The sequence below is a fragment of the uncultured Roseobacter sp. genome, from assembly GCF_947499265.1.
GTDB lineage: Bacteria > Pseudomonadota > Alphaproteobacteria > Rhodobacterales > Rhodobacteraceae > Roseobacter.
In genome coordinates, this window is the sequence record NZ_CANMNK010000002.1 from 201,118 (window position 1) to 227,199 (window position 26,082).

At 59.3% G+C, this 26,082-nt stretch carries 23 protein-coding genes; 12 read left to right on the forward strand and 11 right to left on the reverse strand.

All coding sequences use genetic code 11. The features are described from left to right. Nucleotides 1-56 precede the first annotated feature (56 nt). The 6 genes from Q1A63_RS05650 to Q1A63_RS05675 all read left to right on the forward strand — a co-directional run bounded on the left by Q1A63_RS05650 (nt 57) and on the right by Q1A63_RS05675 (nt 4,909). Complete coding sequence (locus tag Q1A63_RS05650; protein ID WP_298970047.1) at nt 57-1,082, forward strand: ABC transporter substrate-binding protein; 1,026 nt, start codon at nt 57-59, stop codon at nt 1,080-1,082. Then, entirely contained in the window at nt 1,082-1,891 is an 810-nt protein-coding gene (locus Q1A63_RS05655) for an ABC transporter ATP-binding protein (protein ID WP_298970046.1), read from the forward strand. Before Q1A63_RS05650 ends, Q1A63_RS05655 begins: the two co-directional genes overlap by 1 nt. Next, complete coding sequence (locus Q1A63_RS05660; protein ID WP_298970045.1) at nt 1,888-2,751, forward strand: ABC transporter permease; 864 nt, start codon at nt 1,888-1,890, stop codon at nt 2,749-2,751. The genes Q1A63_RS05655 and Q1A63_RS05660 overlap by 4 nt, the downstream gene beginning before the upstream one ends. Beyond that, complete coding sequence (locus Q1A63_RS05665; RefSeq protein ID WP_299630986.1) at nt 2,744-3,814, forward strand: Ldh family oxidoreductase; 1,071 nt, start codon at nt 2,744-2,746, stop codon at nt 3,812-3,814. The genes Q1A63_RS05660 and Q1A63_RS05665 overlap by 8 nt, the downstream gene beginning before the upstream one ends. Nucleotides 3,815-3,884: 70 nt before the next feature. After that, nucleotides 3,885-4,592, forward strand: a complete 708-nt coding sequence (locus Q1A63_RS05670; RefSeq protein WP_299499447.1) for a fumarylacetoacetate hydrolase family protein — start codon at nt 3,885-3,887, stop codon at nt 4,590-4,592. 29 nt (nt 4,593-4,621) lie between these two features. Continuing rightward, complete coding sequence (locus Q1A63_RS05675) at nt 4,622-4,909, forward strand: hypothetical protein (RefSeq protein WP_299630987.1); 288 nt, start codon at nt 4,622-4,624, stop codon at nt 4,907-4,909. A 319-nt stretch (nt 4,910-5,228) separates the two neighbouring features. Here Q1A63_RS05675 and Q1A63_RS05680 read toward each other — a convergent pair whose 3' ends face one another. Then, nucleotides 5,229-6,056, reverse strand: a complete 828-nt coding sequence (locus Q1A63_RS05680) for an SDR family oxidoreductase (RefSeq protein ID WP_299630988.1) — start codon at nt 6,054-6,056, stop codon at nt 5,229-5,231. A 327-nt stretch (nt 6,057-6,383) separates the two neighbouring features. Here Q1A63_RS05680 and Q1A63_RS05685 point away from each other — a divergent pair, with 327 nt between their 5' ends. Continuing rightward, nucleotides 6,384-6,872 carry a twin-arginine translocation pathway signal gene (locus tag Q1A63_RS05685; RefSeq protein ID WP_299630989.1) on the forward strand — a complete coding sequence of 163 codons (489 nt, stop codon included), beginning with the start codon at nt 6,384-6,386 and terminating at the stop codon, nt 6,870-6,872. 9 nt (nt 6,873-6,881) lie between these two features. Beyond that, on the forward strand, nt 6,882-7,490 hold the full coding sequence (locus Q1A63_RS05690) for a ferric reductase-like transmembrane domain-containing protein (protein ID WP_299630990.1): 609 nt from the start codon (nt 6,882-6,884) through the stop codon (nt 7,488-7,490). 191 nt (nt 7,491-7,681) lie between these two features. Here Q1A63_RS05690 and Q1A63_RS05695 read toward each other — a convergent pair whose 3' ends face one another. Both Q1A63_RS05695 and Q1A63_RS05700 read right to left on the reverse strand, forming a co-directional pair. After that, complete coding sequence (locus Q1A63_RS05695; RefSeq protein ID WP_298970038.1) at nt 7,682-8,950, reverse strand: MFS transporter; 1,269 nt, start codon at nt 8,948-8,950, stop codon at nt 7,682-7,684. A 330-nt stretch (nt 8,951-9,280) separates the two neighbouring features. Next, a complete protein-coding gene (locus tag Q1A63_RS05700) occupies nt 9,281-10,225 on the reverse strand; it encodes a LysR family transcriptional regulator (protein WP_298970037.1) in 945 nt (314 codons plus the stop codon). A 122-nt stretch (nt 10,226-10,347) separates the two neighbouring features. Here Q1A63_RS05700 and Q1A63_RS05705 point away from each other — a divergent pair, with 122 nt between their 5' ends. Next, nucleotides 10,348-12,027 carry a BCCT family transporter gene (locus Q1A63_RS05705; protein WP_298970036.1) on the forward strand — a complete coding sequence of 560 codons (1,680 nt, stop codon included), beginning with the start codon at nt 10,348-10,350 and terminating at the stop codon, nt 12,025-12,027. Between the two features lie 254 nt (nt 12,028-12,281). After that, on the forward strand, nt 12,282-13,016 hold the full coding sequence (gene arsH / locus Q1A63_RS05710) for an arsenical resistance protein ArsH (protein ID WP_298970035.1): 735 nt from the start codon (nt 12,282-12,284) through the stop codon (nt 13,014-13,016). 86 nt (nt 13,017-13,102) lie between these two features. Here the strand turns inward: arsH and Q1A63_RS05715 are convergent, their stop codons facing one another. Genes Q1A63_RS05715 through Q1A63_RS05725 form a run of 3 tightly spaced genes read right to left on the reverse strand, consistent with a single transcriptional unit; the run spans nt 13,103 to nt 15,828 of the window. Next, the gene (locus Q1A63_RS05715; RefSeq protein WP_298970034.1) at nt 13,103-13,750 is read right to left on the reverse strand and encodes a class I SAM-dependent methyltransferase; all 648 of its coding nucleotides are present in this window, start codon (nt 13,748-13,750) and stop codon (nt 13,103-13,105) included. A gap of 5 nt (nt 13,751-13,755) precedes the next feature. Further along, nucleotides 13,756-14,973, reverse strand: a complete 1,218-nt coding sequence (locus Q1A63_RS05720) for a DUF3419 family protein (protein ID WP_298970033.1) — start codon at nt 14,971-14,973, stop codon at nt 13,756-13,758. A gap of 15 nt (nt 14,974-14,988) precedes the next feature. After that, nucleotides 14,989-15,828, reverse strand: coding sequence for a UDP-2,3-diacylglucosamine diphosphatase (locus Q1A63_RS05725; RefSeq protein ID WP_298970032.1), 840 nt, complete (start codon nt 15,826-15,828; stop codon nt 14,989-14,991). Nucleotides 15,829-16,057: 229 nt separating this feature from the next. On the opposite strand from Q1A63_RS05725, the gene Q1A63_RS05730 reads away from it, so the two are divergent. Continuing rightward, complete coding sequence (locus tag Q1A63_RS05730) at nt 16,058-17,398, forward strand: SWIM zinc finger family protein (protein ID WP_298970031.1); 1,341 nt, start codon at nt 16,058-16,060, stop codon at nt 17,396-17,398. Next, complete coding sequence (locus Q1A63_RS05735; protein WP_298970030.1) at nt 17,395-20,031, forward strand: DUF6493 family protein; 2,637 nt, start codon at nt 17,395-17,397, stop codon at nt 20,029-20,031. The genes Q1A63_RS05730 and Q1A63_RS05735 overlap by 4 nt, the downstream gene beginning before the upstream one ends. Nucleotides 20,032-20,122: 91 nt before the next feature. Here Q1A63_RS05735 and Q1A63_RS05740 read toward each other — a convergent pair whose 3' ends face one another. The 5 genes from Q1A63_RS05740 to Q1A63_RS05760 all read right to left on the reverse strand — a co-directional run bounded on the left by Q1A63_RS05740 (nt 20,123) and on the right by Q1A63_RS05760 (nt 26,072). After that, a complete protein-coding gene (locus tag Q1A63_RS05740) occupies nt 20,123-20,881 on the reverse strand; it encodes an isocitrate lyase/phosphoenolpyruvate mutase family protein (protein ID WP_298970029.1) in 759 nt (252 codons plus the stop codon). 4 nt (nt 20,882-20,885) lie between these two features. After that, complete coding sequence (locus tag Q1A63_RS05745) at nt 20,886-21,953, reverse strand: trifunctional transcriptional activator/DNA repair protein Ada/methylated-DNA--[protein]-cysteine S-methyltransferase (RefSeq protein WP_298970028.1); 1,068 nt, start codon at nt 21,951-21,953, stop codon at nt 20,886-20,888. 140 nt (nt 21,954-22,093) lie between these two features. Then, entirely contained in the window at nt 22,094-24,205 is a 2,112-nt protein-coding gene (locus tag Q1A63_RS05750) for a N,N-dimethylformamidase beta subunit family domain-containing protein (protein WP_299630994.1), read from the reverse strand. Continuing rightward, the gene (locus Q1A63_RS05755) at nt 24,202-25,593 is read right to left on the reverse strand and encodes a TRAP transporter large permease (RefSeq protein ID WP_298970026.1); all 1,392 of its coding nucleotides are present in this window, start codon (nt 25,591-25,593) and stop codon (nt 24,202-24,204) included. The genes Q1A63_RS05750 and Q1A63_RS05755 overlap by 4 nt, the downstream gene beginning before the upstream one ends. Continuing rightward, nucleotides 25,590-26,072 (reverse strand): TRAP transporter small permease, encoded by a 483-nt coding sequence (locus tag Q1A63_RS05760; protein ID WP_298970025.1) that lies wholly within the window; start codon nt 26,070-26,072, stop codon nt 25,590-25,592. Before Q1A63_RS05760 ends, Q1A63_RS05755 begins: the two co-directional genes overlap by 4 nt. Nucleotides 26,073-26,082 lie beyond the last annotated feature (10 nt).

The window sequence follows — 26,082 nt, forward strand, 5'->3', positions numbered from 1 at the left end:
AACGCACCCGTCAGAGGTGCGGCACATAACCAAAATCAAAACGGAGGAGAAAATTCATGATTACCAGAAGATTAATCACAGCGGGCCTGATCGCCGCTTTGCCGTTCGCCGGTATTGTCGCAAATCAGGCCGTCGCTCAGGACATGCGCGATATCACTTTTGTGCAGCCCAGCCCGTCGGCCATCAACTCTTTCCCGGTGTTTGTAGCCATCGGTGAAGGCTATTTTGCCGAGGAGGGGCTCAACGTCACGGTGGAAGCGATCAACGGATCAGGCGCCGTGTTGCAGGCGCTTTCCGCTGGTCAGGCGCATTTCGGTCGGCCAGGCCCTGGCCCGGTCATTGCAGCGCGCTCGCGCGATGTCGACGCGGTTTTCATCTATAACGTTGCCGCGCGCAGCAACTTTGGCATCGTTGTCCGGGACGATAGCGAAATCCAGAGCCCTGCGGAACTTAAGGGCAAGGTCATCGGGACCGGCACAGCCGATGGCGCCGAGGTTGGTTTTGCACGCAATGTCATGGCGGGCCAAGGCATGATTGCCGGCGAGGATTTTGAATTTCTCACGGTCGGCGATGGCGGGCCTGCGACGGTCGCCTTCAACAGCGGCGAGATGGATGCCTATTCGTCGTCAACAGCGGATGCGGCGATCCTGAACCAGCGCGGCATGGCCGTGCGGGACATCACCCCGCCTGAATTCGCGCGGTTCTTCGGCAACGGCATTGCCACCATGGGCGACACCATCCGAAATGAGCCTGAACTGGTCGAAAAGTTCATTCGGGCATTCGCAAAAGGTCATGCTTTCGCCTTGGATGATGCCAATCGTGAGGCAGTACTGGCGCATCTGAAGGACGGCAATCCGCAAGAGGGTGAAGACGCCGAATTCCAGTCCGCTCTTTTCGACGCGGTCCGGTCGAAAACGATCCCTGTGGATATGTCAAAAGGTCTTGGATATTTGCCGGCCGAAGTCTGGGAAGAATGGCAGGCCAGCTTGGTTGCCGGTGGTGAAATCGCAGCCCCGCTCGATGATCTGTCTGCGGCCTTTACCAATGAATTCAGTGCCAAAGCGAACGAGGCGCTGAACTGATGAGTGCTTCCGCAGCCCGTATAGATGCCCCGCCGGTCTCTGGCGAAGCCGTCTATGAATTGACCAGCGTGCACAAGACCTATGCGCGCAACCAGGTCATCGCCCTTGAAGATGTGAGCATCACCCTGCGCAAGGGCAGCTTTTCATCGGTCATCGGCTCAAGCGGCTGCGGAAAATCCACGCTCCTGAAGATCATGGCAGGGTTGATTCCGCCGACGCGCGGGCGCGTGGTCCTGCGGAACAAACCTGTCACCGGCCCACGCCGCGATATTGGCATGATGTTCCAGCAGGCCACACTCTTTCCCTGGCGCACCACGATTGAAAACATTGTGCTGCCCATCGAAATCCGGGACGGGCGTGCTGCTGCGGAGAAGGCAAAGGAAAAGGCGCGTGAGCTGTTGGAGATCGTCGGGCTGAAGGGCTTCGAAGACGTTTTCCCGAACGAACTGTCCGGTGGGATGGCACAGCGGGCGTCCATCTGCCGAATGTTGATCACCGAGCCAGCCGTGCTGTTGCTGGACGAGCCCTTCAGTGCGCTGGACGAGCTGTCACGCGACACCATGAACATGGAGCTCCAGCGCATTTGCAATGAACAGCATGCCACTGCGTTTCTCGTGACCCACTCTATTCAGGAGGCGGTGATCTTGTCGGATCAGGTCTTTGTCATGAAGCCCCGGCCGGGCCGTCTTGCCGAGATTGTCGATATCGATCTGCCGCGTCCGAGAACGCTGGATATGATGACAACCCCGAAGTTTGGCGAGTTGGTGGATTACATCCGCAGCCTTTTGGACAAGGGAGAAGACCTATGACCGATGTCAGCGCAAGCGATCGTGGCCAGGCGGAGGAAGATACCGTCTGGGTAGAGGAGGTGCCCCTCCTGGACCGCATTCCACGCGGGATATTGATGACCTTCGTTTTCGTGGTCTTTGTCGCGTTGTGGCAACTCGCCACCAGCCTCGATCTTGTGTCCAGCATCGTGCTGCCGACACCTCTGGAAACCTTCAATGACATGATTTTTGTCGGCAAGAACCTGTTGACCGGGCAGTACATGCTGCCCGCGCTCTGGATCACGACCAAGGAAGTGATCTACGGCTTTGCCCTGGCGATGTTTCTGGGGTTTTCGCTTGGTATTCTGGTCGGGGAAACCGCCTTTGGCGAGCGGGCGATCATGCCTTATCTCGTCGCCCTTGACACCATGCCCAAGGTGGCGTTTGCGCCGCTCTTTGTCGCCTGGCTGGGCTTTGGGATTGAATCGAAGGTTGCCCTGGCTGCCTTTATCGCCACCTTTCCGATTGTCGTCGGGACCGCAGCAGGTCTTCACGCGGCGGATGAAAACTCACGCATGCTCTTCAAGACAATGGGCGCCAGTCGTGTCCAAACGCTGATCAAGATGAAGCTGCCGATGGCGTTGCCCCAGGTCTTTACCGGCCTCAAGATCGGCGCGGTCGGTGTGATGGCGGGCGCAATCACGGCTGAATTTCTCGGCGGCGGCAAAGGCTTCGGCGAATTGATCCGGGTCGCGGCCTCGCAGCTGAACACGCCGCGTGTCTTCTCACTCATTCTGTATCTCAGCCTTCTTGGTCTCGCGCTTTATGCACTCGTAACGTTTGCACAGCGCAAGATCGTTTTCTGGCAACGCGACAGTGTCGGTGCACGGTTCGATGGCTGATCTGGCAGAGGCAAATATCCCGGTTTCGGACCTCCGCGATTTCGTTGCGAAGGCCCTGGCGACCCAAGATGTGCCATCCGAGGATGCCAACACGGTCGCCACCTTGATGGTTGAGGCGGATGTCTACGGCTATGGCACCCATGGGGTGTTCCGGCTGCGGCAATATCTGGCACGGCTGCGCGACGGCGGCTGCAACCCCACGGCACAAATTAGCGTGGCCACAGAAACTGCCGCGACAGCGTTGATCGACGGCGACAACGGGCTCGGCCATTTGGCTATGTCGGCTGCGCGTGATCTGGCCATGCAGAAAGCCAAGGAAGCCGGGATCGGATGGGTCGGCGTGCGCCGCGGCAATCACGCGGGCCCCCTCGCACTCTATGTCCGCCCGCAGGCTGATGCGGGCATGATTGGCATGGCGTCTGCGGTGGGCAGCGCCAATCATGTGCCACCCTTCGGCGGATCGGACCTGTTGCTTGGCACCAATCCGTTTGCCATTTCTGCGCCCAGTGCCGACGCCGATCCCTTTGTCCTCGATATGGCCACAACCGTTGCTGCCATGGGCAAGATCAAAGTGCTTGCGCAGCGCGGAGAACTCATGCCAGAGGGCTGGATGGTGGGCCGGGATGGTGCGCCACTGACCGACCCCGCCAAGCGGTCTGAGGGGTTCCTGCTGCCCATCGGCGGTGCCAAGGGCTTCGGCTTGTCGGTGGCAATTGGCCTGCTGGCGGGCGTGCTGAATGGGGCCGCCTTCGGATCGGATGTGGTTGAGTTTACTTCCGATACGACCAGTGAAACCAACACAGGGCAATTTGTGATGGCACTGGATGTGGCAGCCTTTGGCCTTGGCCGCGATGCTTTTTTCGCAGCAGCGGCCCGTGTTTTCAGCGAAATGCGCGCATCAGCGCCGCTTCCGGGTCACGATCCCGTCCGCCTGCCGGGCGATGGCAAAACTGCCGCCGCTGCCAAGCGCCGCGCTGAAGGGCTGGCCCTGAACCCGGCGCTGCGCCGCGACCTTCAACACCTCGCCAAGGATGTCGGTGTCCCGGATCCGTTTACCGTTTGAAATACGCCCGACCTCCTGTTGCGCCGCAACGTACCTCTCTCAAAATGCATGAAAATCGAAAGGCAATTATATGGACTCTGTAGCTCAAGCCGTGGCTTACGCTTTTTCGCCCCCCGAGCAGGCGACGCTGTCAATTAGTGGAACGACTGATCGCTTTCCCGTTCACCGGGTGTATTGCGTCGGCAGAAATTACGCTGCGCATGCCGTTGAGATGGGGCATGATCCGGATAAGGAACCCCCATTTTTCTTTCAGAAGAACCCGGACAATCTGGTGCCGGATGCGACCACATTTCCCTATCCAAAGGCGAGCGAGGATGTGCACCACGAGATTGAGCTTCTGGTTGCGTTGAAATCCGGCGGCGAAGACATCCCCGTCGAAAACGCGCTGGACTGCGTCTTTGGGTATGGCGTTTCCCTCGACATGACGCGCCGGGATTTACAGGGCGAAATGAAGAAAATGGGTCGGCCCTGGGAAATTGGTAAAGCTTTTGAAATGTCTGCGCCCGCCGGACCAATCATGCCGGTATCCGCAGTGGGACATCCCGACGCGGGTGACATCTGGCTCAAGATCAATGAAGAGCTGCGGCAGTCAGGCGATCTGAACCAGATGATCTGGAAGACACCGGAGATGATTTCGATCCTGTCCACGCTCTTTACCTTGCAGCCGGGCGACGTGATACTGACCGGCACCCCTGCAGGTGTCGGTCCGGTTCAGCGTGGCGACAACCTGCATGGTCATGTGGCGGGCGTGGGAGATCTGGTGGTGACTGTTACTTGAGATCGACATTCAGGTCGGATGCGCAGACGGTGACGCGCGACAGAGGCTGGGCCGAGCGCAATGATCCCAAACAGGTCAGCACGCGCCAAGGCCGTCAGAAGGCCTGTAGCGAACGTGATCCGTTGCAATCTACTGCTCTGGTTGTGCTGCGAACGGAAGGGCTGAAAGACGTCGATCTGAGGATTGATGTGCCTGCTGACCTGCTGGCCGCATTGAAAGCGCTGCCTTCCAATTGGCTGTCCAAATCGGAGGGCTATCGCCAAAGAGCGTTTGATCCGGACTGGGCTCCATCATCAAGTGAAACTGAGCGTAAATAGTCCGGGTTTGCGCATTTGTCAGCGACGTTGCCTGCCATTCCCGGCCTCGGGGCGTCTGATTTCATCAGTCTTGATCACGGTGACGAGGTATTTGAGAACACCGGAACAAACCGTGTGCCGTCATCCAAGAGAGCAGGCTTGGTGGCCTTACATTGGACCAGCTGATCTATTTTGCGAGCCACGAACGGTCGTTTTAAAGAAGCCGACCGTCGCGGTCGAATGTTCGCGAAACCGCACTTGGACCATTATCGTCAAGCAACAGACCGCCCAGGGCACTGAAACTGGCCTCTTCGAGATCAACCCCCCCGGATTTCACAGGTTAGAGCCCAACAGGTACGCCGCCGGTAACGGGCAGGTTGATCCCGGTGACATAGTTTGCCTGTGGTCCCACAAGATAGGCCACAGCATGTGCCACATCGATTGGCAGACCCGCATCCTGCAGCGCGACATTGGCATAGCGATTTGCCTTGGTTTCCTCAAGGGAGTTACCGCTTTCAGCAGACAGCCGATTGTTGGCAGCCAAATGCATGTCAGTCGCAATGTACCCCGGACAAACAGTGTTGCAGAGAATGCCATCACCTCCGAATTCGGCAGCCAGGGTCTTCGATAACCCAACAAGACCATGTTTCATCGCAGTATAGGCACCAAATCCCGGCTCCGCGCCGAGACTGCCTGTTGAGCCGATATTGATGATCCGGCCACCACCAATCTCTTGCATCCGGGGAATAACAGCCTGTGCCATCATCATCGGACCCAGCAGATTGACGCGAAAGCTTGTTTCCCATTGATCGGGCGTCGTCGAAAGAAAATTGGCTGATCCTGCAAGCGATCCCGCGTTGTTGACAAGAATATCGATGCGGCCGAACGCTGAAATGGTCTGCGCGACGCAGGTTTCTATGTCGTCTTGGCACGTGACATCCAGCTGCACTGAGATCGCCTGACTTTGACCTTGGCTGATCTCTGTTACGAGGTCATTGAGCAGGTCTGCCCTCAGACGGGGCTTTCCTGCCACTTCCACCGTGCCGTCGATATCTGCCACAACGATGTCGGCACCGTCCATCGCCAGTCTTAACGCAATCGCGCGACCAATCCCTTGTGGTGCCGATGCGCCTGTCACGATGGCTGTTTTGCCGGAAAGCGTTCCCATTTGTACCCCGTCCCAGGCTGATGGTGATGCGACAGCGCTACATGAATATCCCAGGGTATCAAGTATTTTGCGAATACCGGTCTGGTCTCGTTTCACGCAAAAAAGGCCGTCAATTCAAAGCAGGCGCACGGATGACAGCTTTGGGGCAGGCGACCCGGACACGCCGAACCTCGGCCAGGGGTCGCGCATGACATCACGAAGCTGTGGCTATGGTTTGTCATGCGCGGGAGATACCCTATTTATAGAACTTGGAATGAGTTGCGCGTAACGCGCGTTGGCTTTGTCCAGCAAGCTATGGAAATGAGAGATTCGACAGGAGGCATCCAGATGATTTCCAAGCGTCCTACCCGTAGAACCATCCTCGCAGCAGGCTCTGCCGCTGTCGCAACGGGCGTTTCCGGCCTGATTGTGCCGGCTCAGGCTCAGGGTCTTGCGCCGACCGCTTCGATGCGAGGCGGCGCCAACAACTACCTGCCCGGCGCACCGATTGTCGATAAAATTGGGGGCGGGGGCTTCTGGATGACCGGAACGGTTCGCCGCGCCGGAGATGGCGCACCGCTTGCCGGTCAGCGCATTCAAATCTGGGCGCATACCACCGAAGGGCACGAGCGCGACCCACATAGCCATGGTGCCACGCTCACCGACGCAAACGGTGAATTTCGCCTGGAGATGCCGCAGATTGTCCCCGCATTTGGCCAACCGCATGGGCATCTCGCCTATGACAGCGGCGACTTCGAAACAGTATTCCTGCGTCCCGTCATGTCAAAGGCAGCTGAGACCACTCTCGAGGCGCATTTCGTCCTTCAGTCGGCCTGATCCACGAGGATGAGCCTCGCGCGCGCTACCTTGAAATGGGCGGCCCTCGCGATGGCCGTTGCTGTGCCCATCACAGCGGCAGCCTCCAGCCCGCTGCTCGCTTGGCGCGATCCGGTCTACATCGTGGCTGGCTTTGCCGGGGTTATCGCGATGTCGCTCTTGCTCGTTCAACCTTTGCTCGCGGGCGGGTATTTGCCGGGCCTGACGGTACAGATCGGACGACGAATCCACCGCTTTGTTGGCGTTTTCTTGTTGATGGCCGTGGTCATACATGTCGCGGGGCTTTGGATCACCAGTCCGCCAGATGTGATCGACGCACTTTTATTCGTATCACCCACCCCATTCTCTGCCTGGGGCGTCATCGCCATGTGGACGATCTTCGCAACAGCGTTTTTGGTCGCCTTCCGTCGGCGGTTACGCCTGAACGTGCGCATGTGGCGGCGCGTTCACACGACCTTCGCGATTGTGATCGTGCTGGGTAGCGTGGTCCATGCAATGCTGATTGAGGGCACGATGGAAACGGTGTCAAAGGCGGCGCTTTGCGCGCTGGTCCTCGCAGCGACCATCAGGACGGTGGTTGGCCTCCGGGCTTTTGCGACACGGAAGACATCGCGTTGAGCCGAACCTGTTGTTGCGGATCTTCAAATTCAGACAGGCAGTTCACTTTAGAGCATGCTCGCAGTGCGTTGACGCCAAGGCGATATCCGCCGAAAAGCGGTCAAAACTCTTGTACCTGCTGAACTGAGGATGACAGCTTCTTCACCCAGAATTGCGAAGCCGCGCCAACCAATTGCCGCCACTCAATGCTGTCAATTCGAAACAATAGCAAAGCCATGTCCCAAAGGTCGCCAGACGAAGAGCGTCAAGAGCGCGGCACCAACCGCTGCGACCATAAACGGCATGGCAAGCGCAAGATCGCGGGCCATGATTACAGTGGCGGCATTGACGACAACCCCGGACAAGAGAAGCCCGATGGGCATCATGCCCCAAGCCAGAAGTCGATAAACGCTGTTCACGCGGCCAAGCAGCGCATCGGGAATGGTCCTTTGACGATAAGATACGGATACGGTGTTCCAGATCAGCCCGGTGAACTCGAACGCGGCCAGAACCAGCGCCAAAACGAAACCGTTCGGGGCAAGCGGGATGGCCGCAAAGGCCACGGCCGAGGCCAGCGTCATCCATTGCGCCGCCGCACCAGGGCCCATCCAGCGCACGACCCGGTCAGCGACAAAACCACCCAGGATACCTCCGACGGCACCGGCCGCGAGGATCAAACCAAACCCCCAGGCCGCGAGCCCAAGATTTTCCTGCACATGCAGAACCAGCGCGATCACCACCATCTGATGCAGGAGGTTCCACGCCCCTGTCGTGATCGCAAGAAGCCGCAGCAGGGGGGCATCGCGCAGAAATGCCAGTCCTTGCCCCAGCTCCTTTCGCCAATTGGGCGCATCATTGCGCCGCGGTTTGAAAGAACCCTGCAAGCTGAGCATCAGCGCCACGGCCAGCGCAAAGGTGACCGCATTCAGGGCAAACGGCAGCCAGATGATCCAACCAATGAGAAAAGCCCCGATCGCTGGCCCCAAGAGCGCGTTGCCGACCAGCTCGGCACTCCACAACCGTCCATTGGCGCGTTCAAGCTGGTCGTACGGGGCAATCGCGGGCAGCATGGTCTGTGCGGCATTGTCCCTGAAAACCTCAGAGGTGCCCACCAGCAAGGCGCACCCCAGCAGCGCGGCAAATAAGGTTGGCTCCGCGGTTCCGTCCCCGGTCACCGGTGCAAGCGGCTGCGACGCCCATACAACCAGCGCCGCCGTGGCGAAGGCGATGGCCCGCACCATGTCCATCGCCAGGATCAGGCGACGGCGGTCTGTTCTGTCGGTGACAATCCCGGCCGGTAACGCAAACAGAAACCATGGCAGACGGAGGGCGACGGGCATGAGGGCGATCAGAAAAGGGTCGCGGCTCAGCAGAGACGCGATCCATACCCATACGACCACAGCAATCCCATCGGCGAGATTTGTCATGCCGCTGGTGACGATAAACCTTGAAAGCTGATGGGATTGAGGAGGATTGCTCATGGAGATGCCTAACGCCAAAAATTGATCGTGATGAACAGTTCCTAGGTCCTCAAGTATGGTTTAGGTCAACCTTAAACTCCGCTCGGGATCGACTTTTGAGATAGCCGGAATTTGACCATCGGGAGCGCGGGCTACATGCCACCCCGCTCAAATTCTTCTCGCTGTCCTTGGTCGCTCGAAGATCATGCGGTGGCGAAGCACTGCTGCACATAAACGCCGGCAGCCAGGTCCAGGGCGTTTTACCTGCCACACCTTGGCAATCCTCGCCGACAATGAGGGGCAGGCGATGTCAAAATGTCCACAATACGCGCTAAAATTGCCGCCGAAGCTTTAGAGACCTTGTTCGTCAACCTCCTGCGCGTGAAACGCCTTGAGGCAGGCAACGAACTCCATTGTCTTGCGATCAGGTTCCGGTTTCTTGCGTGTGATGGCGGCGAAGGTGCTGGAATAGCCGGTATCTGCAGGTGCAATCGGACGCACCGTACCCTTGCGCAGGAAGGTCTCGGCGACGTGATCCGCCAGAAACCCCAGGTAGCGTCCGGATTGGATGAGTAGGGACAGCGCCTCTTCCTCCTGCACCCGGGCGGCGCGTTTGATGCCAAGGTTCATGCCCGCCTTCATGTTTGGAGAGTTGAACGCGTAGCCTGCGTATTTGTGATCGGCGAGGGCCAGATCGCTGACGGTTACGTGGTTTGGCGTGTCAAAAAGCGCATGCCCCTCACCGCAATAAAGTGTCATGTGCTCGGTATAGAGGGGGGTATATGTCAGCAGAGTGGATTGGCGGTGCACGGGCACGATCGCCACATCCATCGTGCCATCGGTGACACGTGCCTCAAGGGAGCTGGGCGGATCGAGGGCGATTTCCAAGGCCACATCAGGGGCAATATCGTCAAACTTTTGAATGGCTTTGTGGATATGGGCATTCGGATTGGTCGTGGACTGATCAAACAGGCCGATCCGCAGGGTGCCGGTCAGATTGGTCTGGATATTGTCAATCTCTGATTGAAACCCTTCGATGGACGCAAGCAGCCTGCGCGCCGCAACCAACACCTGTTCACCTTCCGGCGTCAGCGAAAACCCGGATGGGCCGCGGTTGCACAGCTTCAGCCCGACACGCAGTTCCAGGTCCGAAATATGCTTTGAAATGGTCGAGCGCCCGATGTTCAACTCAAGTTCAGACGCTGCAAAGCCGCCGAATTCGGTCACTGTGATGAAGATACGCACAAGCCGAATATCGACATTGGTAAGGCTTCGAATGAGTGCGCGTTTGGCCATCTAAGGTTTCTCTATTATGCAACTATGCACAACATAGTTTCTAGTTGTCAAACATTATGCCACCCGTATTGTTATCTCCATTAAGATCGCGCTACGTTCGCGAGAACAACAGGGAGACTATAATGTCAATAAAACCTCCATTATCCGATCTACCGATTAAGACCGCTGACAGCGGTTTTTATCGGGGGTTCAGTGTTAACGTAACCGTCATCAGTAAGATCATCATTAGTATGCTGGTGGTCTGGTGTATCGTTTGGCCAACCCAGGCGGGCACCGTTCTGGGCAATTGGAACACGGCCATCCTGGCGCAGTTCGCGGCCTGGTACATCTGGGTGGTGACGGCCTTTGTGATCGTCTGCATCGGTTTGGCCATCTGGCCCACCGCCGGTCGCCTGAATCTGGGCACCGATGGCGAGAAGCCCGAGTTTTCGAATTTCTCATGGTTTTCGATGATGTTCGGCGCCGGGATCGGTGTCGGCATGCTGACATGGGCCGTGGCGGAACCCGTCGCCCACTTCAAGAACAACCCTTCGGTCATTCAGGGTCTGACAACCGCTCTTGATGCGGACAACGTGCGCACGGCCTATGTGTGGTCCTACCTGCACTGGGGTTTGGGCGCTTGGGCGTGTTACGCGATTGCAGGTCTGGCGCTGGCCTTCTTCAGCTACCGCCGGGGATTGCCGCTGACGATCCGCTCGTCACTGACACCTCTTTTTGGCAAATCCCTGTCCGGCCCGGTGGGCCACCTCATCGATATCGTGGCCGTTGTGGCGACAATTCTCGGTGTGGCGCAAACGCTTGGCTTCGGTGTTGAGCAGTTCGTGGCCGGTCTGACACGCATCGGGATCGGTGGTCTGGCGCTAGAAGATGGCTCTGCGACCACGATGGGCATCGTGATTGCCTTGCTGGTGATCATGGGGGCCTCGACGCTCTCGGCGCTGTCGGGTGTCGGCAAGGGCATCAAGTGGCTATCCAACATCAACATGGTGCTCTCGATCTTCCTGCTGGGGTTCTTCATTCTCTTCGGCGCAACATGGTTCGGGGCGATGGCCTTCTTCGTCGGCATTTGGGACTACCTGGTCGCGCTGCCATGGCTGAGCTTTAACGTCTACAGCTCTGATGGTGTCGAAGGGTCCGAAGCCTTCCTGCTGACGCAATGGCAGGGCTGGTGGCCGGTGTTCTACTGGGCCTGGTGGATCGCCTTTGCTCCGTTTGTGGGTCTGTTCCTCGCACGTATCTCGCGTGGCCGGAGCATCCGCGAATTCGTGCTGGGTGCGATGATCGTACCGTCGCTGATGTGCTTTGTCTGGTTCGCCTGGGCCGGTGGCACAGCGATCGACCTCGAGCTCAACGGTGAGGCCAACGGGCTGATCCTTGATGCCGCCAACGGTGACAAGATCTTTGCGATGACCGAGTTCATGCTGGCGCCCATTGCGCAAGCACTGGCCTGGGCCATGGCGGTTGTGATCGTGGTTCTGCTGATGACGTTCCTCGTCACCTCCGCTGACTCTGCGGTGCTGATCGTGAACACCATCAACGCGGCCGGTGACGAAGGTCCAAAGGCCCGCCCTCACATCCTGTTCTGGGGTGCTGCTCTGGCGCTGGTGGTTGGCGGTCTGCTGATCTCCGGGGGGACGGGGGCCATTCAGACCGCGATGGTGATCGGGGCGCTTCCGTTCTCGATTGTCATGGCGCTGATGTGCATCGCTTTGATCAAGGCCATCTTCAACGATGGTCGCCGGGAAGCGGCTGGTGTCGCGACGACGATTGACCCGGAAACCTCGGTGATGCCTGCGGAATAATCTGGCAACAATGCTCCTTAAAGGCCCCGGTCACCACCGGGGCCTTTTTTTATGTCGCCCAGCAACGATAGCATCACCCGAGGCTGTGGGATGGCCTACCGTCTTCGTGCCGCGTCGCGAAAGCAGAGCGATAGGTCCCGCTGTAAGAACCGTTGTCATATCGATTTGAACCGGTCGGGCGATGGGATGGTCATCAGATGAACCTCACCCTGTGCTGAAAGGGGTAAGATGATCTTGAGAGAGAGGAGAACGCCTTGTCTGAGACGCCGAGTTTAAATGACGAGCATCTGCAACCAATCGACGACGCGCAGCTTTTCCCGCAGGCTCGGAGCGTGCATCCGCCGCGCATATTGCTCTTGTACGGGTCCCTGCGGACCCGCTCTTTCAGCCGCCTGATGACAGAAGAAGCGGGACGCGTTTTAGGGCACCTTGGGGCGGAGGCAAAAACCTTCGATCCCTCAGGGTTGCCGCTGCCCGATGATACGGATGCACAACACCCCAAGGTACAGGAGTTGCGCGATCTGGTGACCTGGAGCGAGGGCATGGTCTGGTGCTCACCGGAACGTCACGGGGCCATGACCGGGATCATGAAAGCGCAGATCGACTGGATACCACTCTCGCTAGGCGCGGTCCGGCCAACGCAGGGAAAAACGCTCGCCGTCATGCAGGTCTGCGGCGGGTCGCAAAGCTTCAACGCGATCAATCAGCTGCGCATCCTGGGCCGCTGGATGCGCTGTCTGACGATCCCGAACCAGTCGTCGGTTCCAAAAGTATTTCAACAGTTCGACAGCGACGATCGCATGAAACCATCACCTTACTATAACCGGATGGTCGACGTGATGGAGGAGTTGCTGAAATTCACCCTGCTGACAAGAGACAGCAGCGCCTATCTGGTTGATCGCTACAGCGAACGCGTGAAGAGCGGCGAAGCTCTGACGCGCCGGGTCAATGAAAAGGCTTTGGGATCTGGCCAATGCAAAAGCTGCTAGCGGCTTGGTCCGCCAAGTCTGAACGGCAACCTGACCTGCTGCGTGCGCGCGCATCCGCTCGCTAGGAACGGCCTTGGGGCGTCGGGTCAGCGCCGCTTTTCGACCACCCCATATTGCGCGTAGCCGCGATAGAGCTGGTGGTGGCGCGCGCTTGCGCCAGCGCCGCGCGCGATTTCGCTGAGAACGGGGGCCAGAGACATACGCGGGCTGACGTGGAATTTGCGCAGCCACTTGTTCAGCGCCGCTCCAAACCAGCGCGGCCAACCGTGTTGATCCGAAAAGTCGACCACATGCAGCTCTCCGCCGGGTGCAAGGTGGGCAAATGCCATGCTCAGCGCAGCCTCCCACTCCGGGATCATCGAGATCCCATATGAGATAAAAACCCGATCAAAGTGCGGACGATTAAACAGGTCCGCACCATCAAAATGGCAGGCATCTGCCTGGGCGAGCTGCACCTTCTCCCCCAATTTGTCCTGCGCGGATCGCAGCATTTCAGATGAGATGTCCAACCCGTAGAACGCGCAATGCGGATATTTTTGCGCTGCGACCTGCAGGTTGCGCCCGGTGCCGCAGGCGATTTCCAGCACATGCGATCCTTCCTCCGGGGCGAGCCCGGCAATCAGGTGGTCGCGGCCAAAGAGGTAGTACTTCCGGGACAGATCATAGATCAGCCGTTGATGGCGGTAGGTCTGGTTCATCAGGTCGGCGTGAGAATTGGCACCTGTATCAAGCATGGGTATCAGCCTTCGAAGTGATAGAGGTGAAAGGCGCCGTAAATCGCCGAGCGGTCGCGTGCGCTGCCATCTTTGGAGGCTTCGTCGTCGTATGACCAGCGCCCAAGCAGGGCAGGGGCCACGCGCCCGGGCAGGATGTCAGCGGTGCCGCCGGTGCGGAAGATCACCCGTGCGCCGGGGCTGGCCGTGCGGGTGATCTCGCGCCAGAGCGCGTTCAACTGCGCGTCGTTCATCCAGTCCTGCGCATCCAGAAGCACATATCCTTGTTTCGAGCCGTCCGGGGCCGTGGCCAGATGGTCGGTGAGCGATTGGTTCACGATCCTGCCGCGGTTGGCATAGCTGCGCAGTGCTTCGAAATTCTGTGGCTGGAGATAGGGCGGGAGCGCGGCGTCCGGGCTGGGATCATAGCACCGCGCAAATGCTTGCCAGGCAAAGTAATTCTCTCGAATTGGAAAGTCGCAGGTGAGCTTGCGCACGCGCTCGCGCAGCACCGGAAGCACATCGCCACCCCCATCTGCGGCCAGCTTGTCATACTGCGCAGGCGGGATGCCCAGACCGAACAGCGACGCCCGGAAACCAGCGAGCTTTTTCACCAGCCACATGTCAAAGAGCGGGGCAATCTCTGTGTCGAAAAAGGCCTGCTGCTCAGTCTGGGTGCGCGCCGCCAACAGCCTGGAGAAATCAACACGGCCGAGACGCGCGACCAGATGCACCGCGCCCAGAAAACGACCAAGCAGCCCATATTGGTAAAAACCCTTCTGGAACAGCGAAAGCCTGCGGCGGAATGGCGACCCGCCTTCCCAGAAAGCGCGGCTTTGGTCATCCAGACTGTGCCGCAGATAGCGGTCATAAAGCCGCATATTGCTTGCCATGTCAGCACGTCCGAAAAACTGGTAGAGCGCCGCGTGGTCGGGCAGGTTTTGTGCCGCGGCCAGTTTCAGGCGGCCCAGAGCCACATGGGCCGGTGACAGATCAACCGCCGTGACAGAGGCCGGTCCGGCGGTCAGATAGGACATCATGTTGCAGCTACCAGAGGCGATGCAGACCAGATTGTCGTCGGGGCTGATCTGCAGGGCGGCCAGGTCGACAACCGGGTCCTCCCAGATCTGAGGATACACCAGACCGAGAAACAGGCGCGAGAAGAGCTGTTCCAGATGCCCGGTCGTTGCATCGGTGTCTTGCCGAACGGCGGCGTCCAGCTGGGCCTGTGCGGAGATGTTCATCAGGTCTGGGCCTCGCTATACATTTTCCAGTTGCTTGTCTTTGCGGCGGGCGCGGCGCAGGCGCGCGCGTTTGCGGGATTGCCGGGCAGAGTTTTCCCAGTCGATCAGGGCCAGGCGGCCACTGTCCAACTCCACAACCGCGATGCAGCTCTCGACCCAATCGCCGGTATTCACATAGGCAATGCCATCCATCTCGCGGATGGCGGCGCTGTGAATGTGGCCGCAAATGACACCATCATAGCCGCCGCGTCGGGCTTCGGTTGTAAGCACGTTTTCATATTCACTGATGTAGTTCACGGCTTGCTTGACCTGATGCTTGGCCCACTTCGACAGCGACCAGTATTGCCCGCCCCAGAGCCAGCGCAGCCGGTTTAGCCGGGTATTGAGCCACAGCATGAAACCATAGGCCCGGTCGCCCACATGCGCGAGCCACCGGGCGTTGACCACCACCGAGTCGAATTGGTCCCCGTGCGTGACCAGAAACCGCTTGCCATCGGCGCTGGTAAAATCGGCGCTCTGCAGCACCTCAATGCCGCCAAAATGCGTGCCCAGATAGGAACGCAGAAATTCGTCGTGATTGCCCGGGATCAAATAGATCTTTGCCCCATCATGTGCCTTGGCCAAAAGGGTCTGGACCACGTCATTATGGGCCTGCGGCCACAGAAAACCTTTGCGCCGGATGCGCCAGGCATCGACGATGTCACCGACGAGATAGTATTCCCGTGCCTCGTGTTGACGCAGAAAATCCAGCAGCAATTCCGCCTGGCAACCGGGCGTGCCCAGATGGATATCCGACAAGAAGATGGTGCGGTAATTCACGTTGCTGCCCGGCCAGTTTGCTTTTGTGCCGTGCATATCGCGCTCCGATCACAGAAACATGACGTCCGCGCTTTTGGTCTTTTGTGGGCGCTATCGATCAGAGCATAGGGGCGATAAATGGAGAGGAAAACGCATCACAGCATGGCTGATGGCGAAGGCTTTCGCGCAGAAAAAAGCATCAGCGATCCGGTTTTTCCCACTGCATCAAAATCTTGACGAAATTCATCGCTATGCATGGGGCCAGAGAAATCATCCGGTGGTCCGAATGAGCGCGCTTGAACAAAACTATCGTTATCTGGCCCGGTCAGCGCTGCGCGATCATGCCGACGGTCAGACCCTGGCTCTGGTAAGCGATACCAGTGCGTCGCCTGCGAACCAGGGTCAATTCCTGAAAGCGAGGGCGCTCTATCCGGATGTGACGGCCCGGGGTCTCAGGGCCGTGTCCGAGATTGTCGGGTCGCGGTTCTATGTGCCGCCATCAATGTTGGCGCGCCTGCTGCGCGAAGCGGATCCGGTGGCAACCGTCAGCGGCACTGCCGTCCGGTTTGAGGGCTTTTCCGCCTGCTGCAGCGCCTATATCCGGCTTGATCTTGACCAGAATGCGCTGAACACCACGCTGCGCCGGAAGGGCACCGTGAACGTGGATTTTGGCGCCGAGGTGCGGAGTGCGCTGGCCCAGATGAGCATGCGCAACACGCTGGACCTGACGATTGGTGCAGATGCGGTTGAGGTCGCGCGCGACGGCCAAGCCATCGTGGAGAAGAAAGTGCCGATGCCCCTGCGGTGGATCAAGGGGTTTGCCGAGGTGCAAACCGTTATGGCGGGCATGACGAAAGCCTATACCCTCAAATCTGTGGCGGCGCAGCGTTTTTTGCGGCAGTTGCCGCGCGGAAAGAGTGATCATCTTCAATGGCTTACTCTGGCCGGTAATCTGCCGCGTTTGACGATGCGTGAGGTGCCTAGCGCGGTGCCTTTGCGTGGTGCGCATCGTTTGCGTGCTTTGGAGGTGATGGCTGGGCTGTGTGAGCGTTTGGAGGTCTATGTCGATCGGGATACGGGCGCTTCGGCCTGGGTGCTAGAGCTTGCTGCTCAGCGCCTGTGCCTTGTCTTGAACGCGGATCCGTGGCGGGGGTTTTCCGGGGATGGGGGGGTGCTGTCGCAGATTGCAACCTCGGACGGGTCCGGGGCGGCGGCGCTGCGGGCGCAATTGTGCTGGCAGGAACAGTTGGACGAGGTGTCTCTCGCCGCTGCAACGGGTTTGTCGCTGCGCGATACCCGCCGCGCGATGGCGGAACTGGCCGCTGTCAGCCTGCTTGGGTTTGATCTGAAAGAGAACAGATACTTCCACCGCGTTCTGCCGTTTGATCTGGAACGCATCGCGGCGATCAACCCCCGCCTCAATGCCGCGCAAAAGCTGCTCGACAAAGGGGCTGTACGGATGATCGGAAAAGGCGCTGAAGTGCGCAGTGCCGGTGTGATCCATCGGGTAGACGCGCATGCTGAGGGCTGGCGCTGCACCTGCCCCTGGTACTCTAAACATGCCGGGGGCCGGGGCCCGTGCAAACATGTGCTGGCGGTCGAAATGCAGGTGGAGCAAGGGGCATGAATTCCGATGATATCCTCAAGCTGATCCGCACAAAGCAACCTGAAGTGGTCTTGGAACGGCTGGCCGCCATGCCGCAGGCGGAGCGGCGCAAGCATGGCAAAGACGTCGCGCGTTTCTACGGTGAGGTGTTGCAAAACCTGAAGACCGCCAAGTCGTTTGAGGCGGTTCAGGTGGGCGTTTTGGCGACGGCGACCCTGACCGATCTCAAAAAATTGCTCTTTCATCCTATTCCGACCAAATTCGGCATCGAACACGCCCTGCGCACCCTGTCACCGGAGTGGACCGATGCATGGGTTGCATGGGTGGTTGAAAACAGCCCCCACTGGATCGCGCGTATTGCGCCGGTTTGGGAGGTCGGTCTGTGCGCCCGTCCGACAAGCGATGCTTTCATTCTTGGCTACTACGCAACCTACGCACAATACCGCGACCTCTCCGCGGATGATATGTTCCTCGACCACGACGTCTGGCGTTTTTTCGAGGTCGAAGGCGGGGGCGAATTCAGCCTCGCGGCGCATGATAAATATGCGAGCCCCGATTGCAGCTGGGCAACGCAACTTCTGGCGCTTATGAACGCAGGCAAGCTGGACCGTGACAGGATGCTCGATGCGACGCTGGAAGCGCTCGCCCGCGATTTTGCGCAGTTCCGTGCAGGCTGGTACGCACGGTTTCACACCGCTCTTAGCCCCACGCCAGAAGAAGTTGCCAAGCGGGCAGGGCGATACGTGTCGCTGCTGGGGTCGTCGATCCCGACAACGGTATCCTTTGCCATCAAGATTGTGCAGGCCTTGGACAAGGCGCAGGAGATCGCGCCCGGTGACCTGCTTGAGGCGCTGGATGGCCCGCTTCAGGCTCGGCAAAAGGGTACCGTGGTGGCTGCCTTGCGGCTCATCACATCAGCGGTCAAACGAGATCCGACGTTGTCTGAGGTCGCGACCCGAAAGGCGACACGCGCACTGGTGTCCGAACAGGCGGATGTGCAATCCAAAGCGCTCGACCTGATTGAGAGTCTAGATGCTCCGGCGATCCAGGATGCTCTGGCGCAATATGTGCCGCTGGTGGCGCCATCGGTTCAGGCGCGCATTGCCGCTATGGCGGGGATCAGCCATGAAACACCGCAAGCGGGTCAGGCCATTGCCCAGACCAGCATCCCACAGCAGATCATGCCCGTCGCTGATGCTGCCGAGGCGCTTACGGTGTTTCTGGCTGTGCTGGAGGTGTCGCGCGATCCGTTTGAGGTGGAACGCGCAGTCGATGGGATTGCACGGTTCGGCGCAGAATTAACAAAGGACGACAAGCTCCTGTCACCACTTAAAAAACGTGCTGGACAGATTTGGAATAATGCGGGCGAGAATTACACCAGGGTTGTTCTGGCGGCGACCGGCAGAGCGCTCGCCGAGGGCACTGCAGTGCATGAATTTGCGGACGAGAGGGGTTACAACCCGAGTGTCGCTCATGTGCCGAAAGGGTGCTTTGCCCGCGTGTTTCGGGATCGCAACGCCGAAATCATCGAGCGTATTCAGTCGGGGTTCAGCCTGCCGATGCTATCTGCGCCCACGGATACCGGCGGCTTCGTTGACCCGGTAGCCTTGATGGCCCGGCTTGAACCTTATCGGGCAGCCGGGGTTGCGCCGGGGATGGTCGATCTGTCGCTGGCCTTGTTGCGGTTATCTACAGACAATCGCGAAACGGCGCGCGTGGGTTTTATGCCAAAAACAGAGCAGGAACACGCGCTGGCCTATGCTTTGGGCTCCGACGCGTGCCTCGGATCGCAGCAAGCGCTGTGGGCCTCTGCCTGGGCCGCGCGGCAGCCTTGTCCGACCGATCCGCGCATTGTCGCGCTGTTTGACAGGCCACATCCCGATTGTGGCATTGCCGCAGAATATGATGTCTCGGTCGCGCGGATCGACCGCGATATCTATCGCTACATCGACGTTAAAATTGCCGAACCCTTGACCATTACGCAGGATACAAAAGCATTGCCCGCCATGTTCCATGTGACGGGCGCATACGGGGTTTTTGCTTGCAGTGGCTCTTACGAGGATGTGGCTTGGGCCTCTCTTGTCAGACCGGGGTGGCAAGAGCCATTTTTCCGCTCGGCAATCGCCAAGCTGGATCTCGATCAAAAACTGACCGATCATCCCTGCCTGGGTTTTCTGGAGCCGTTCTTCCGACCGGGTCCCCCATGTGGACCGCTGGGTGCCGCGACACTGGTTTACTATATGGCGTCTGAGGACAAATCCGTCTCCGGTCTGGCCTGCGAAGCGGTTGCCACATTGTTTGCAGAAGACCGCCTGGAGGTTGCGCTCTTTGCACAGGCGTTGAAGGCGTTTGTCTTGGCCGATGCCCTCCCGACCAAACGGTGGACGAAAGGGCTGGGTGCGATCACTCAAACGGCCCCGCAAAACGCGACGCTGGTGCGCGAAGCCATGGTCGCGGTGCTGGATTTTACCGCGGATGACACGCCGCATGATTTTGGCGGCATGTTGGAGCTTTTGTATGAGCTCTCTGTCGCCTCACAAACCACCTCGCTCAGCCCGCAAGCCGAGGACTGCCTGCGTGGTGTCCGTGGCGGCGGGAAATTGGCGAAATTCTCGAAGAAGCTGCTGCAGATGGCCCAGGGGGTGGAAGCCTGACGCCGAAAACATGCAGGCAACCTCAGCGGCAGTTGTTTGAATGACCGAAGCGTACCTTCGGAACTTCAAACTATCTTCTAAAAACAGACACCTACTGCAGGGAGTTGAACCTTTCAGTTAAGTCTGCAATCGCGCTCGCATAGGGGCCGGGACCGTAGCTTGCACGGGACACACCGATCTCTGCGACACCGGCGAGCGTGTCCAGCGCGCCTGTCATCATCACATTCACCGGAAGGCTGGCCGCATCAACAATGTCGCCAATCAAATCATGTTGTGTCAGGCCGGGGATGAAGAAACCATCTGCACCTGCTTCCGCATAGGCGGCTTCACGTTCCAGCGCGTCGGGGGCCAACCTAGCGTGCTGAGACGGATCCGACCCCAGAAACACATCGGTCCGCGCGTTGATGAACAGGGGGATGTCTTCCATCCGGGCCGCTTCGCGCACGGCGCGTATCCGCTCGACCTGCGTTGCAACCGGGTAGAGGCCCTCGCCCTGCACGATGCGATCTTCGAAATTGATGCCAATTGCACCTGCCCGCAGGACCTGACGCACGTTTTCGGTCACAAGATCCGGTGCCGCGGCATATCCCCCTTCGAAATCAACGGTGAGGGGGATATCCACGCTGGTCGCGATGCGTTCCACGACGCGCAGCACGAAATCCAGTGGCATGGCTTCGCCATCCTTGAACCCATGCGCGGCGGCGACAGACCAGCTGCCGGTTGCGACGGCCTTGGCGCCCGCTTTTGCGAGCGCTTTTGCCCCGCCTGCGTCCCAGATGTTGTAGAGAACCAGAGGATCACCTTTCACGTGTAGTGATTTGAACAAATTTGCTTTTTCGGTCTGGTTCATTGTTTCATGCTTCCTTTTCCTGGGGTCGATATTGGCGTTCTATGTCGATCAGTTTCTGCTTGCGCCACAGACCGCCACCATATCCGGTCAGCGATCCGTCGGCACCAATAACGCGGTGACAGGGGATGATAATGGCCAGCCGATTGGCGCCATTGGCGCGGGCAACGGCGCGCGTGGCGGAGGGCCTGCCAATGCATCTGGCGATCTCTGAATAGCTGCGCGTGGTGCCTGGAGCGATGCGGGTCAGTTCCGCCCAAACCTCGCGTGCAAAGGGTGATCCGTCGAGCGCGCAGGGTGTCGAAAAACCGGCGGAACCGCCTGCAAAAAAGGCGCGCAGTTCCGCTTTGATCTGCTCGCCGGGGTCGGTTTTACCGATCCCGAGCCTGCCATGGGCGTGCTTTTCCAGCTGGGTGCTCTCTCTTTTCAGTGCTTTCCGGTCGACGAATTCCAACAGGTGAAGATGTGATCGGCTGCTTACCGAAATCATATCGCCCAAGGGTGTTGTGACCCAATCCGCGAAGAGCAGGGGTTTGCTGTCAAAATTGCCCGGGGCGCGGCCCAGAAGCTGTGCAAAGGCCGCTCTGAACGCGCTTGCGGATGCAAACCCTGCATCTATTTGGGCGTCAATGACCTTGCCGCCCTCGGCCAGAATCGCAAACCCATCGCGCAACCGCCGTTGCCGGGCCATTTCCAGAAAGGTCATCCCGAACTGGCGCTTGAAACTGCGGCGGATCGTGGAGAGGTCAAAGCCCATATGTTTGACATCGTCTTCGGACCAGCGGTGCGCCGGCCGTGCCTCAAGCGCCGCAAGCAGGGTGCCGATGGCAGGGTCCGCCGATGCCATGGGGCGCAAGGGCTGGCATCTCTTGCAGGGGCGAAACCCTGCTTCCAGGCACGCCTTGACCGATCCGTAGAACCTACAGTTTTCGGGCTTTGGTTTGCGGGCAGGGCAGGTCAGCCGGCAAAACACGCCGGTTGTCGACACGCCGACATAGGCTTGCCCGTCGTAGGCGGCATTCCGGTCAATCAGCGCCTGGTAGAGCGTGTCGCGGTCTGGAAGTTCAAAGAGCATGCACCCTGCATATCATCTGGCAAAAGAGACGCCGCCGAAAATCGGGCGTGTATTTGATTTTCTTGAGCGCAAATGTAATGCCACCTCAACGGGCAGCCAAGGCTGACCCCAGTTGCGCGCTTCGCCGCCTGTTGAGCGATTCACGCCAGCAGCTTGGTCAGAACATTCTGGAAGAGCCGTGAAACACTGTTGTCAAAGTTGTTCCAGGGCAGGCTGCCGCAGAAGGTGATCGAACCGGTGGCAAAAACCGTTCCACCCTGCGGATATTCGGCCCAGATCATATCCGCGTGCAGGGCATCCTGCGCCGGGCCGCCGGTGAGATTGGTCAGATGGGTCAGTTGTTCTTCGGGCACCAGCATGAAGCCGTTTTCACGCGTCACGGATCGCGCCAGCAGCACCGTGTGTTCAGGTGTGCCCAGACGATAATCCATATGGTCCAGTTCAAAACCCGCGGCGCCATGCCCCGAAAACCCGAAATCGCCGATGATCTCGCCTTCGATCCCCTCGAACACCCACTCATACGCCAGATCGGTGCAGACACGGCGGTAGGGATCGCCGAAGAACTCGCCCTGCGCGGCAAAGCCGATGCCCACCAGAGCCTGCGGCGCGCGCCCGTTGCGCCGCCAAAGCCCGCCATAGGTGCCGTCAAACGCGTTATAATACTCCCCGGGTTCAGCCGCCCAGGCGCGAATGCCATCTTCGGCGCGGCGGATTTCCAGAAGGCTGTCGTTCTCCGGATGCACGGCAATACGCCAGTAAAACCCGTTGCCACCAAGATAGGCCAAATGGCCGCCTGCATCGCGATAGTCGCGCAGGGCATCAAGGGTCTGTGCGGTGTGGTATTCGGGGTGGGTGGTCGTGGTGACCGCCTTGTAGTCACGCAACGCCGCCACGCCATCTGCATGCAGGGCATGGTCCGTGATCAGATCATAGGCAATGCCCTTGGCATGCAGCCAGCTGAGCAAATGGCTGTCGGCCTGGAAATGGCGCAGGCCCGAACAGTCGGTATTGCCGAAGGTCACGTAGCCGGGGCGCAGATTAAAGAGCGGACGGCGATGCGACGCGTGGCAAATGCCGGAGCCGTCGCTGTGATTGTTGTAGGTCGACAGGCCGTAGTGCGGGTATGTGGCCGGGTTGTGGGGGTAAGCCTCCCAGTCGGTGAATTTTTTCTGCCACGAGGGGTCAAAATCCGGGCGCGCGTGGTTGCCGTAGATCGTGTAGGTGAAGGTCGGGATCAGCACGCAGAGATCGGCGGATGGCTTTCCCAACGGCGGGCAGACAAAGAAGGGGATCGCATCCTCATGCCCGTCGCAGCTCAGCCGCATGACATAGGCGCCTGAGGCCATGTCTTCCGGGAGGGTGAAGGTAAAATCGGTATCCCACCCGAAATCGTAAATGTCGTCTTCGTGGAAGTGGATCGCCGCGTAGTGATCGGGCTTGTGGGTCCAGTTCATCTCGGCGCCGTCCCAACCGGCGCTTGTGACGGCGCGCGTCGGGTAGTTCACCAGATCAAGATCGGGCCCGGTTATTGCCTGTGCCGTTGTGGAGGAGATCTGCTTGCCAAAATCCCAGGCGCAGAGGGGCTGAGCATCAGCCACCACGGTCGGGGCCTCGATCTTGCCGTTGAAATGCTGCCCCGCCTGACCGTCCTCCCATTTGGCGGCGATCACCGGGGTTCCGGATAAGCTGAAGGAGGCAAGCGCGTCCTCTTGGACCTCAACCGGCGCGGCCTGCGCAGGTCCAAGCGGGGTTTGCCGCAGCGTCCAGGTGCCCTTCTCAAGCCGGGCTTCGATCAGGTGCCATTGGCGTAAACTCAGCGGACAGCCGGTGGAGATGGTTTGGTCGCCAAATGCCAGTGCCACGGCACCTTCGGTGTCCAGTCGCAAGTCGAGCGTGCCGATATTGAGGATGGTTTGGCGATGACCCGACCGCAGGGTCGGCCAAATCTTCACCGACAAGTTCAGGTCAGCGCCTTTTGCGGCAGCAACCCCGGACCGGGCGATGGCGTAGGAGCTTGCATAAAACGGGCGTTCGACAGATGCGAAGGTCTGAGCGGGGAAGTAGGGTGAGGCATCCTCTTCAACGATCCCTTGGCCCGCCGGGTTCGGATCCGCGCTGATGGAGCGCACGAGCCGTGCCGCGAAGGGCTTGGGCGAGGCCGATGATACCTTGAAGGCGATGCGCTCTCCGGGTCGTGCGGAGAGACGGTCAGCATACCCCAGCAAGGGTGGGTTTTTATGGTCGGTCGTCATCGCATCGGCCCATAGACCAGATCGGGCAGAAATGTCACCCAGGAGGAGAAGAAGACCAGCAGCAGGATCATCAGGATATAGGGGATCAGCAGGGGCAGAACGCCCACGGATATTTCCTCGATCGTGATCTTGCTGATCCTGGCGGCGACAAAGAGGTTCACCCCGATGGGTGGGGTCAGAAAGCCGATCTCGCAGGTCATGACCGTGAAGATGCCAAAGACCACCGGGTCGATTCCCAGGCTGGTGACCAGCGGGAAGAACACGGCGGTGAAGATAATGATCTGCGGGATGCTTTCCAGCCACATGCCGACAAGGATGTAGAAGGCGCCGATCATCAGCATCACCAGCCAGGGAAATTCGACCAGCCCGCGAAAGAGGCTCAGGACCGCATCGGGAATGTCGAAGATCGTCACCAATTGACCGAAAGCCTTGGTGGAGCCCAGAATAAAGAGCACGGTGCCAATGACGATGGCGGTGAATTTGAAGGCATGAAAAAGCTTGGCCAGGGTCAGCCCGCGATAGATGAAGAGACCGACAAAGAGCCCGTAGGCCACGGCCACGCCTGCCGCCTCGGAGGGGGTGAAAATGCCCGCGTAGATGCCGCCGAGAATGATCACCGGCGCAAAGACCGCCCATTTGCCTTCCCAAAAGGCCTCCAGCAATGGCCCCCAGCGGAAGGGCTCGCCGGTGCCGCCATAGCCGTTCTTGGTCGAGATGATGAAGACGACAACCATTAGCATCAGGCCCAGAACGATGCCGGGCACGATGCCGGCAAGAAACAGGCGCGGGATGGAGACATCGGTGACCAGTGCAAAGATGATCAGAAGATTTGAGGGCGGGATCATGCTGCCAAGCGCCCCGGCCGCGGCGGCGATGGCCCCGGCAAAGCGGGATCTGTAGCCCTCTTCCTGCATTGCCGGAATGGTGATCGATCCGATGGCCGCCGTGGTCGCGGGGCCCGAGCCGGAGAGGGCGGCAAAGAACATGCAGGCCACCACCGTGACCAGGCCCAGCCCCCCCTTATAGGCGCCCACGAGTTTCTGCGCGATATTGACCAGCTTCTCCGACATGCCGCCCTGTTCCATCAACTGCCCGGCCAGCACGAAAAGGGGGATGGTGACCAGCGGGAAGGGCTCAAACGCGGTCCAGGCCGCCTGTGCCATCAGGGTCATCGGAATGTCGGCGATATAGAGCCCTGCCACGGTGGCAATCCCCGCGGCAAAGGGGATCGGCACGCCAATGACCATGGTGACGACAAAGATCACCGCCATTGTGACCGGACCGTTCAGACCCACGGCATAGGTGGCGGCGACCCCAAGGATCATCAGGCCAAAGATGATCGACGGGATGATGCCGCGGCGCGCAGGGGACGTGTCTGTCTGGCTCACAGCGGCAGCCCTTTGAAGCGATCGTTTTTCCAGCGCCAGTAGACCTGTAGAATGCGAAACAGCATCAGGCAGAAAAGCATCGGGATGAACATCTGCACCCATCGCTGTTCGATCCCGAGGCCGGGCGTTTGATAGGTTACGTTAAACAGCAGTTGGGTATATGTGGTGGTCTGTACGATCATGAAGATCACAAAAGCGAACCACAAAGCATCCGCCAGCACGATCGAGAAGACCTGCAAGGCGCGGGGCAGGCGGCTGACCAGCAGCGTGATGCGGATATGGGCCCGTTCCCGCACGGCCATCGTCGCGCCCAGATAGACCGCAAAAATCATGCCGTAGACCGCGGTTTCTTCGGCCCAGACGGCGGCAGAGTGAAAGACGAAGCGCATCACCACCTGAATCAGGACCGATCCCACGACACAGGCCAGAAAGATCGTGCACAGAACCTCTTCGAAGTGTCGATCAAGTTTGCCCAGCATGAACCACCCC

Bases quoted from the DNA above. Each gene is read 5' to 3' on its own strand.
- Q1A63_RS05665 (WP_299630986.1), top strand. From the start codon at position 2,744: ATGGCTGATCTGGCAGAGGCAAATATCCCGGTTTCGGACCTCCGCGAT.
- Q1A63_RS05735 (WP_298970030.1), top strand. From the start codon at position 17,395: ATGAATTCCGATGATATCCTCAAGCTGATCCGCACAAAGCAACCTGAA.
- Q1A63_RS05660 (WP_298970045.1), top strand. From the start codon at position 1,888: ATGACCGATGTCAGCGCAAGCGATCGTGGCCAGGCGGAGGAAGATACC.
- Q1A63_RS05750 (WP_299630994.1), bottom strand. From the start codon at position 24,205: ATGACGACCGACCATAAAAACCCACCCTTGCTGGGGTATGCTGACCGT.
- Q1A63_RS05730 (WP_298970031.1), top strand. From the start codon at position 16,058: ATGAGCGCGCTTGAACAAAACTATCGTTATCTGGCCCGGTCAGCGCTG.
- Q1A63_RS05745 (WP_298970028.1), bottom strand. From the start codon at position 21,953: ATGCTCTTTGAACTTCCAGACCGCGACACGCTCTACCAGGCGCTGATT.
- Q1A63_RS05760 (WP_298970025.1), bottom strand. From the start codon at position 26,072: ATGCTGGGCAAACTTGATCGACACTTCGAAGAGGTTCTGTGCACGATC.
- Q1A63_RS05700 (WP_298970037.1), bottom strand. From the start codon at position 10,225: ATGGCCAAACGCGCACTCATTCGAAGCCTTACCAATGTCGATATTCGG.
- Q1A63_RS05655 (WP_298970046.1), top strand. From the start codon at position 1,082: ATGAGTGCTTCCGCAGCCCGTATAGATGCCCCGCCGGTCTCTGGCGAA.
- Q1A63_RS05715 (WP_298970034.1), bottom strand. From the start codon at position 13,750: ATGCTTGATACAGGTGCCAATTCTCACGCCGACCTGATGAACCAGACC.
- Q1A63_RS05690 (WP_299630990.1), top strand. From the start codon at position 6,882: ATGAGCCTCGCGCGCGCTACCTTGAAATGGGCGGCCCTCGCGATGGCC.
- Q1A63_RS05680 (WP_299630988.1), bottom strand. From the start codon at position 6,056: ATGGGAACGCTTTCCGGCAAAACAGCCATCGTGACAGGCGCATCGGCA.
- Q1A63_RS05720 (WP_298970033.1), bottom strand. From the start codon at position 14,973: ATGAACATCTCCGCACAGGCCCAGCTGGACGCCGCCGTTCGGCAAGAC.
- Q1A63_RS05670 (WP_299499447.1), top strand. From the start codon at position 3,885: ATGGACTCTGTAGCTCAAGCCGTGGCTTACGCTTTTTCGCCCCCCGAG.
- Q1A63_RS05650 (WP_298970047.1), top strand. From the start codon at position 57: ATGATTACCAGAAGATTAATCACAGCGGGCCTGATCGCCGCTTTGCCG.
- Q1A63_RS05740 (WP_298970029.1), bottom strand. From the start codon at position 20,881: ATGAACCAGACCGAAAAAGCAAATTTGTTCAAATCACTACACGTGAAA.
- Q1A63_RS05685 (WP_299630989.1), top strand. From the start codon at position 6,384: ATGATTTCCAAGCGTCCTACCCGTAGAACCATCCTCGCAGCAGGCTCT.
- Q1A63_RS05695 (WP_298970038.1), bottom strand. From the start codon at position 8,950: ATGAGCAATCCTCCTCAATCCCATCAGCTTTCAAGGTTTATCGTCACC.
- Q1A63_RS05705 (WP_298970036.1), top strand. From the start codon at position 10,348: ATGTCAATAAAACCTCCATTATCCGATCTACCGATTAAGACCGCTGAC.
- Q1A63_RS05725 (WP_298970032.1), bottom strand. From the start codon at position 15,828: ATGCACGGCACAAAAGCAAACTGGCCGGGCAGCAACGTGAATTACCGC.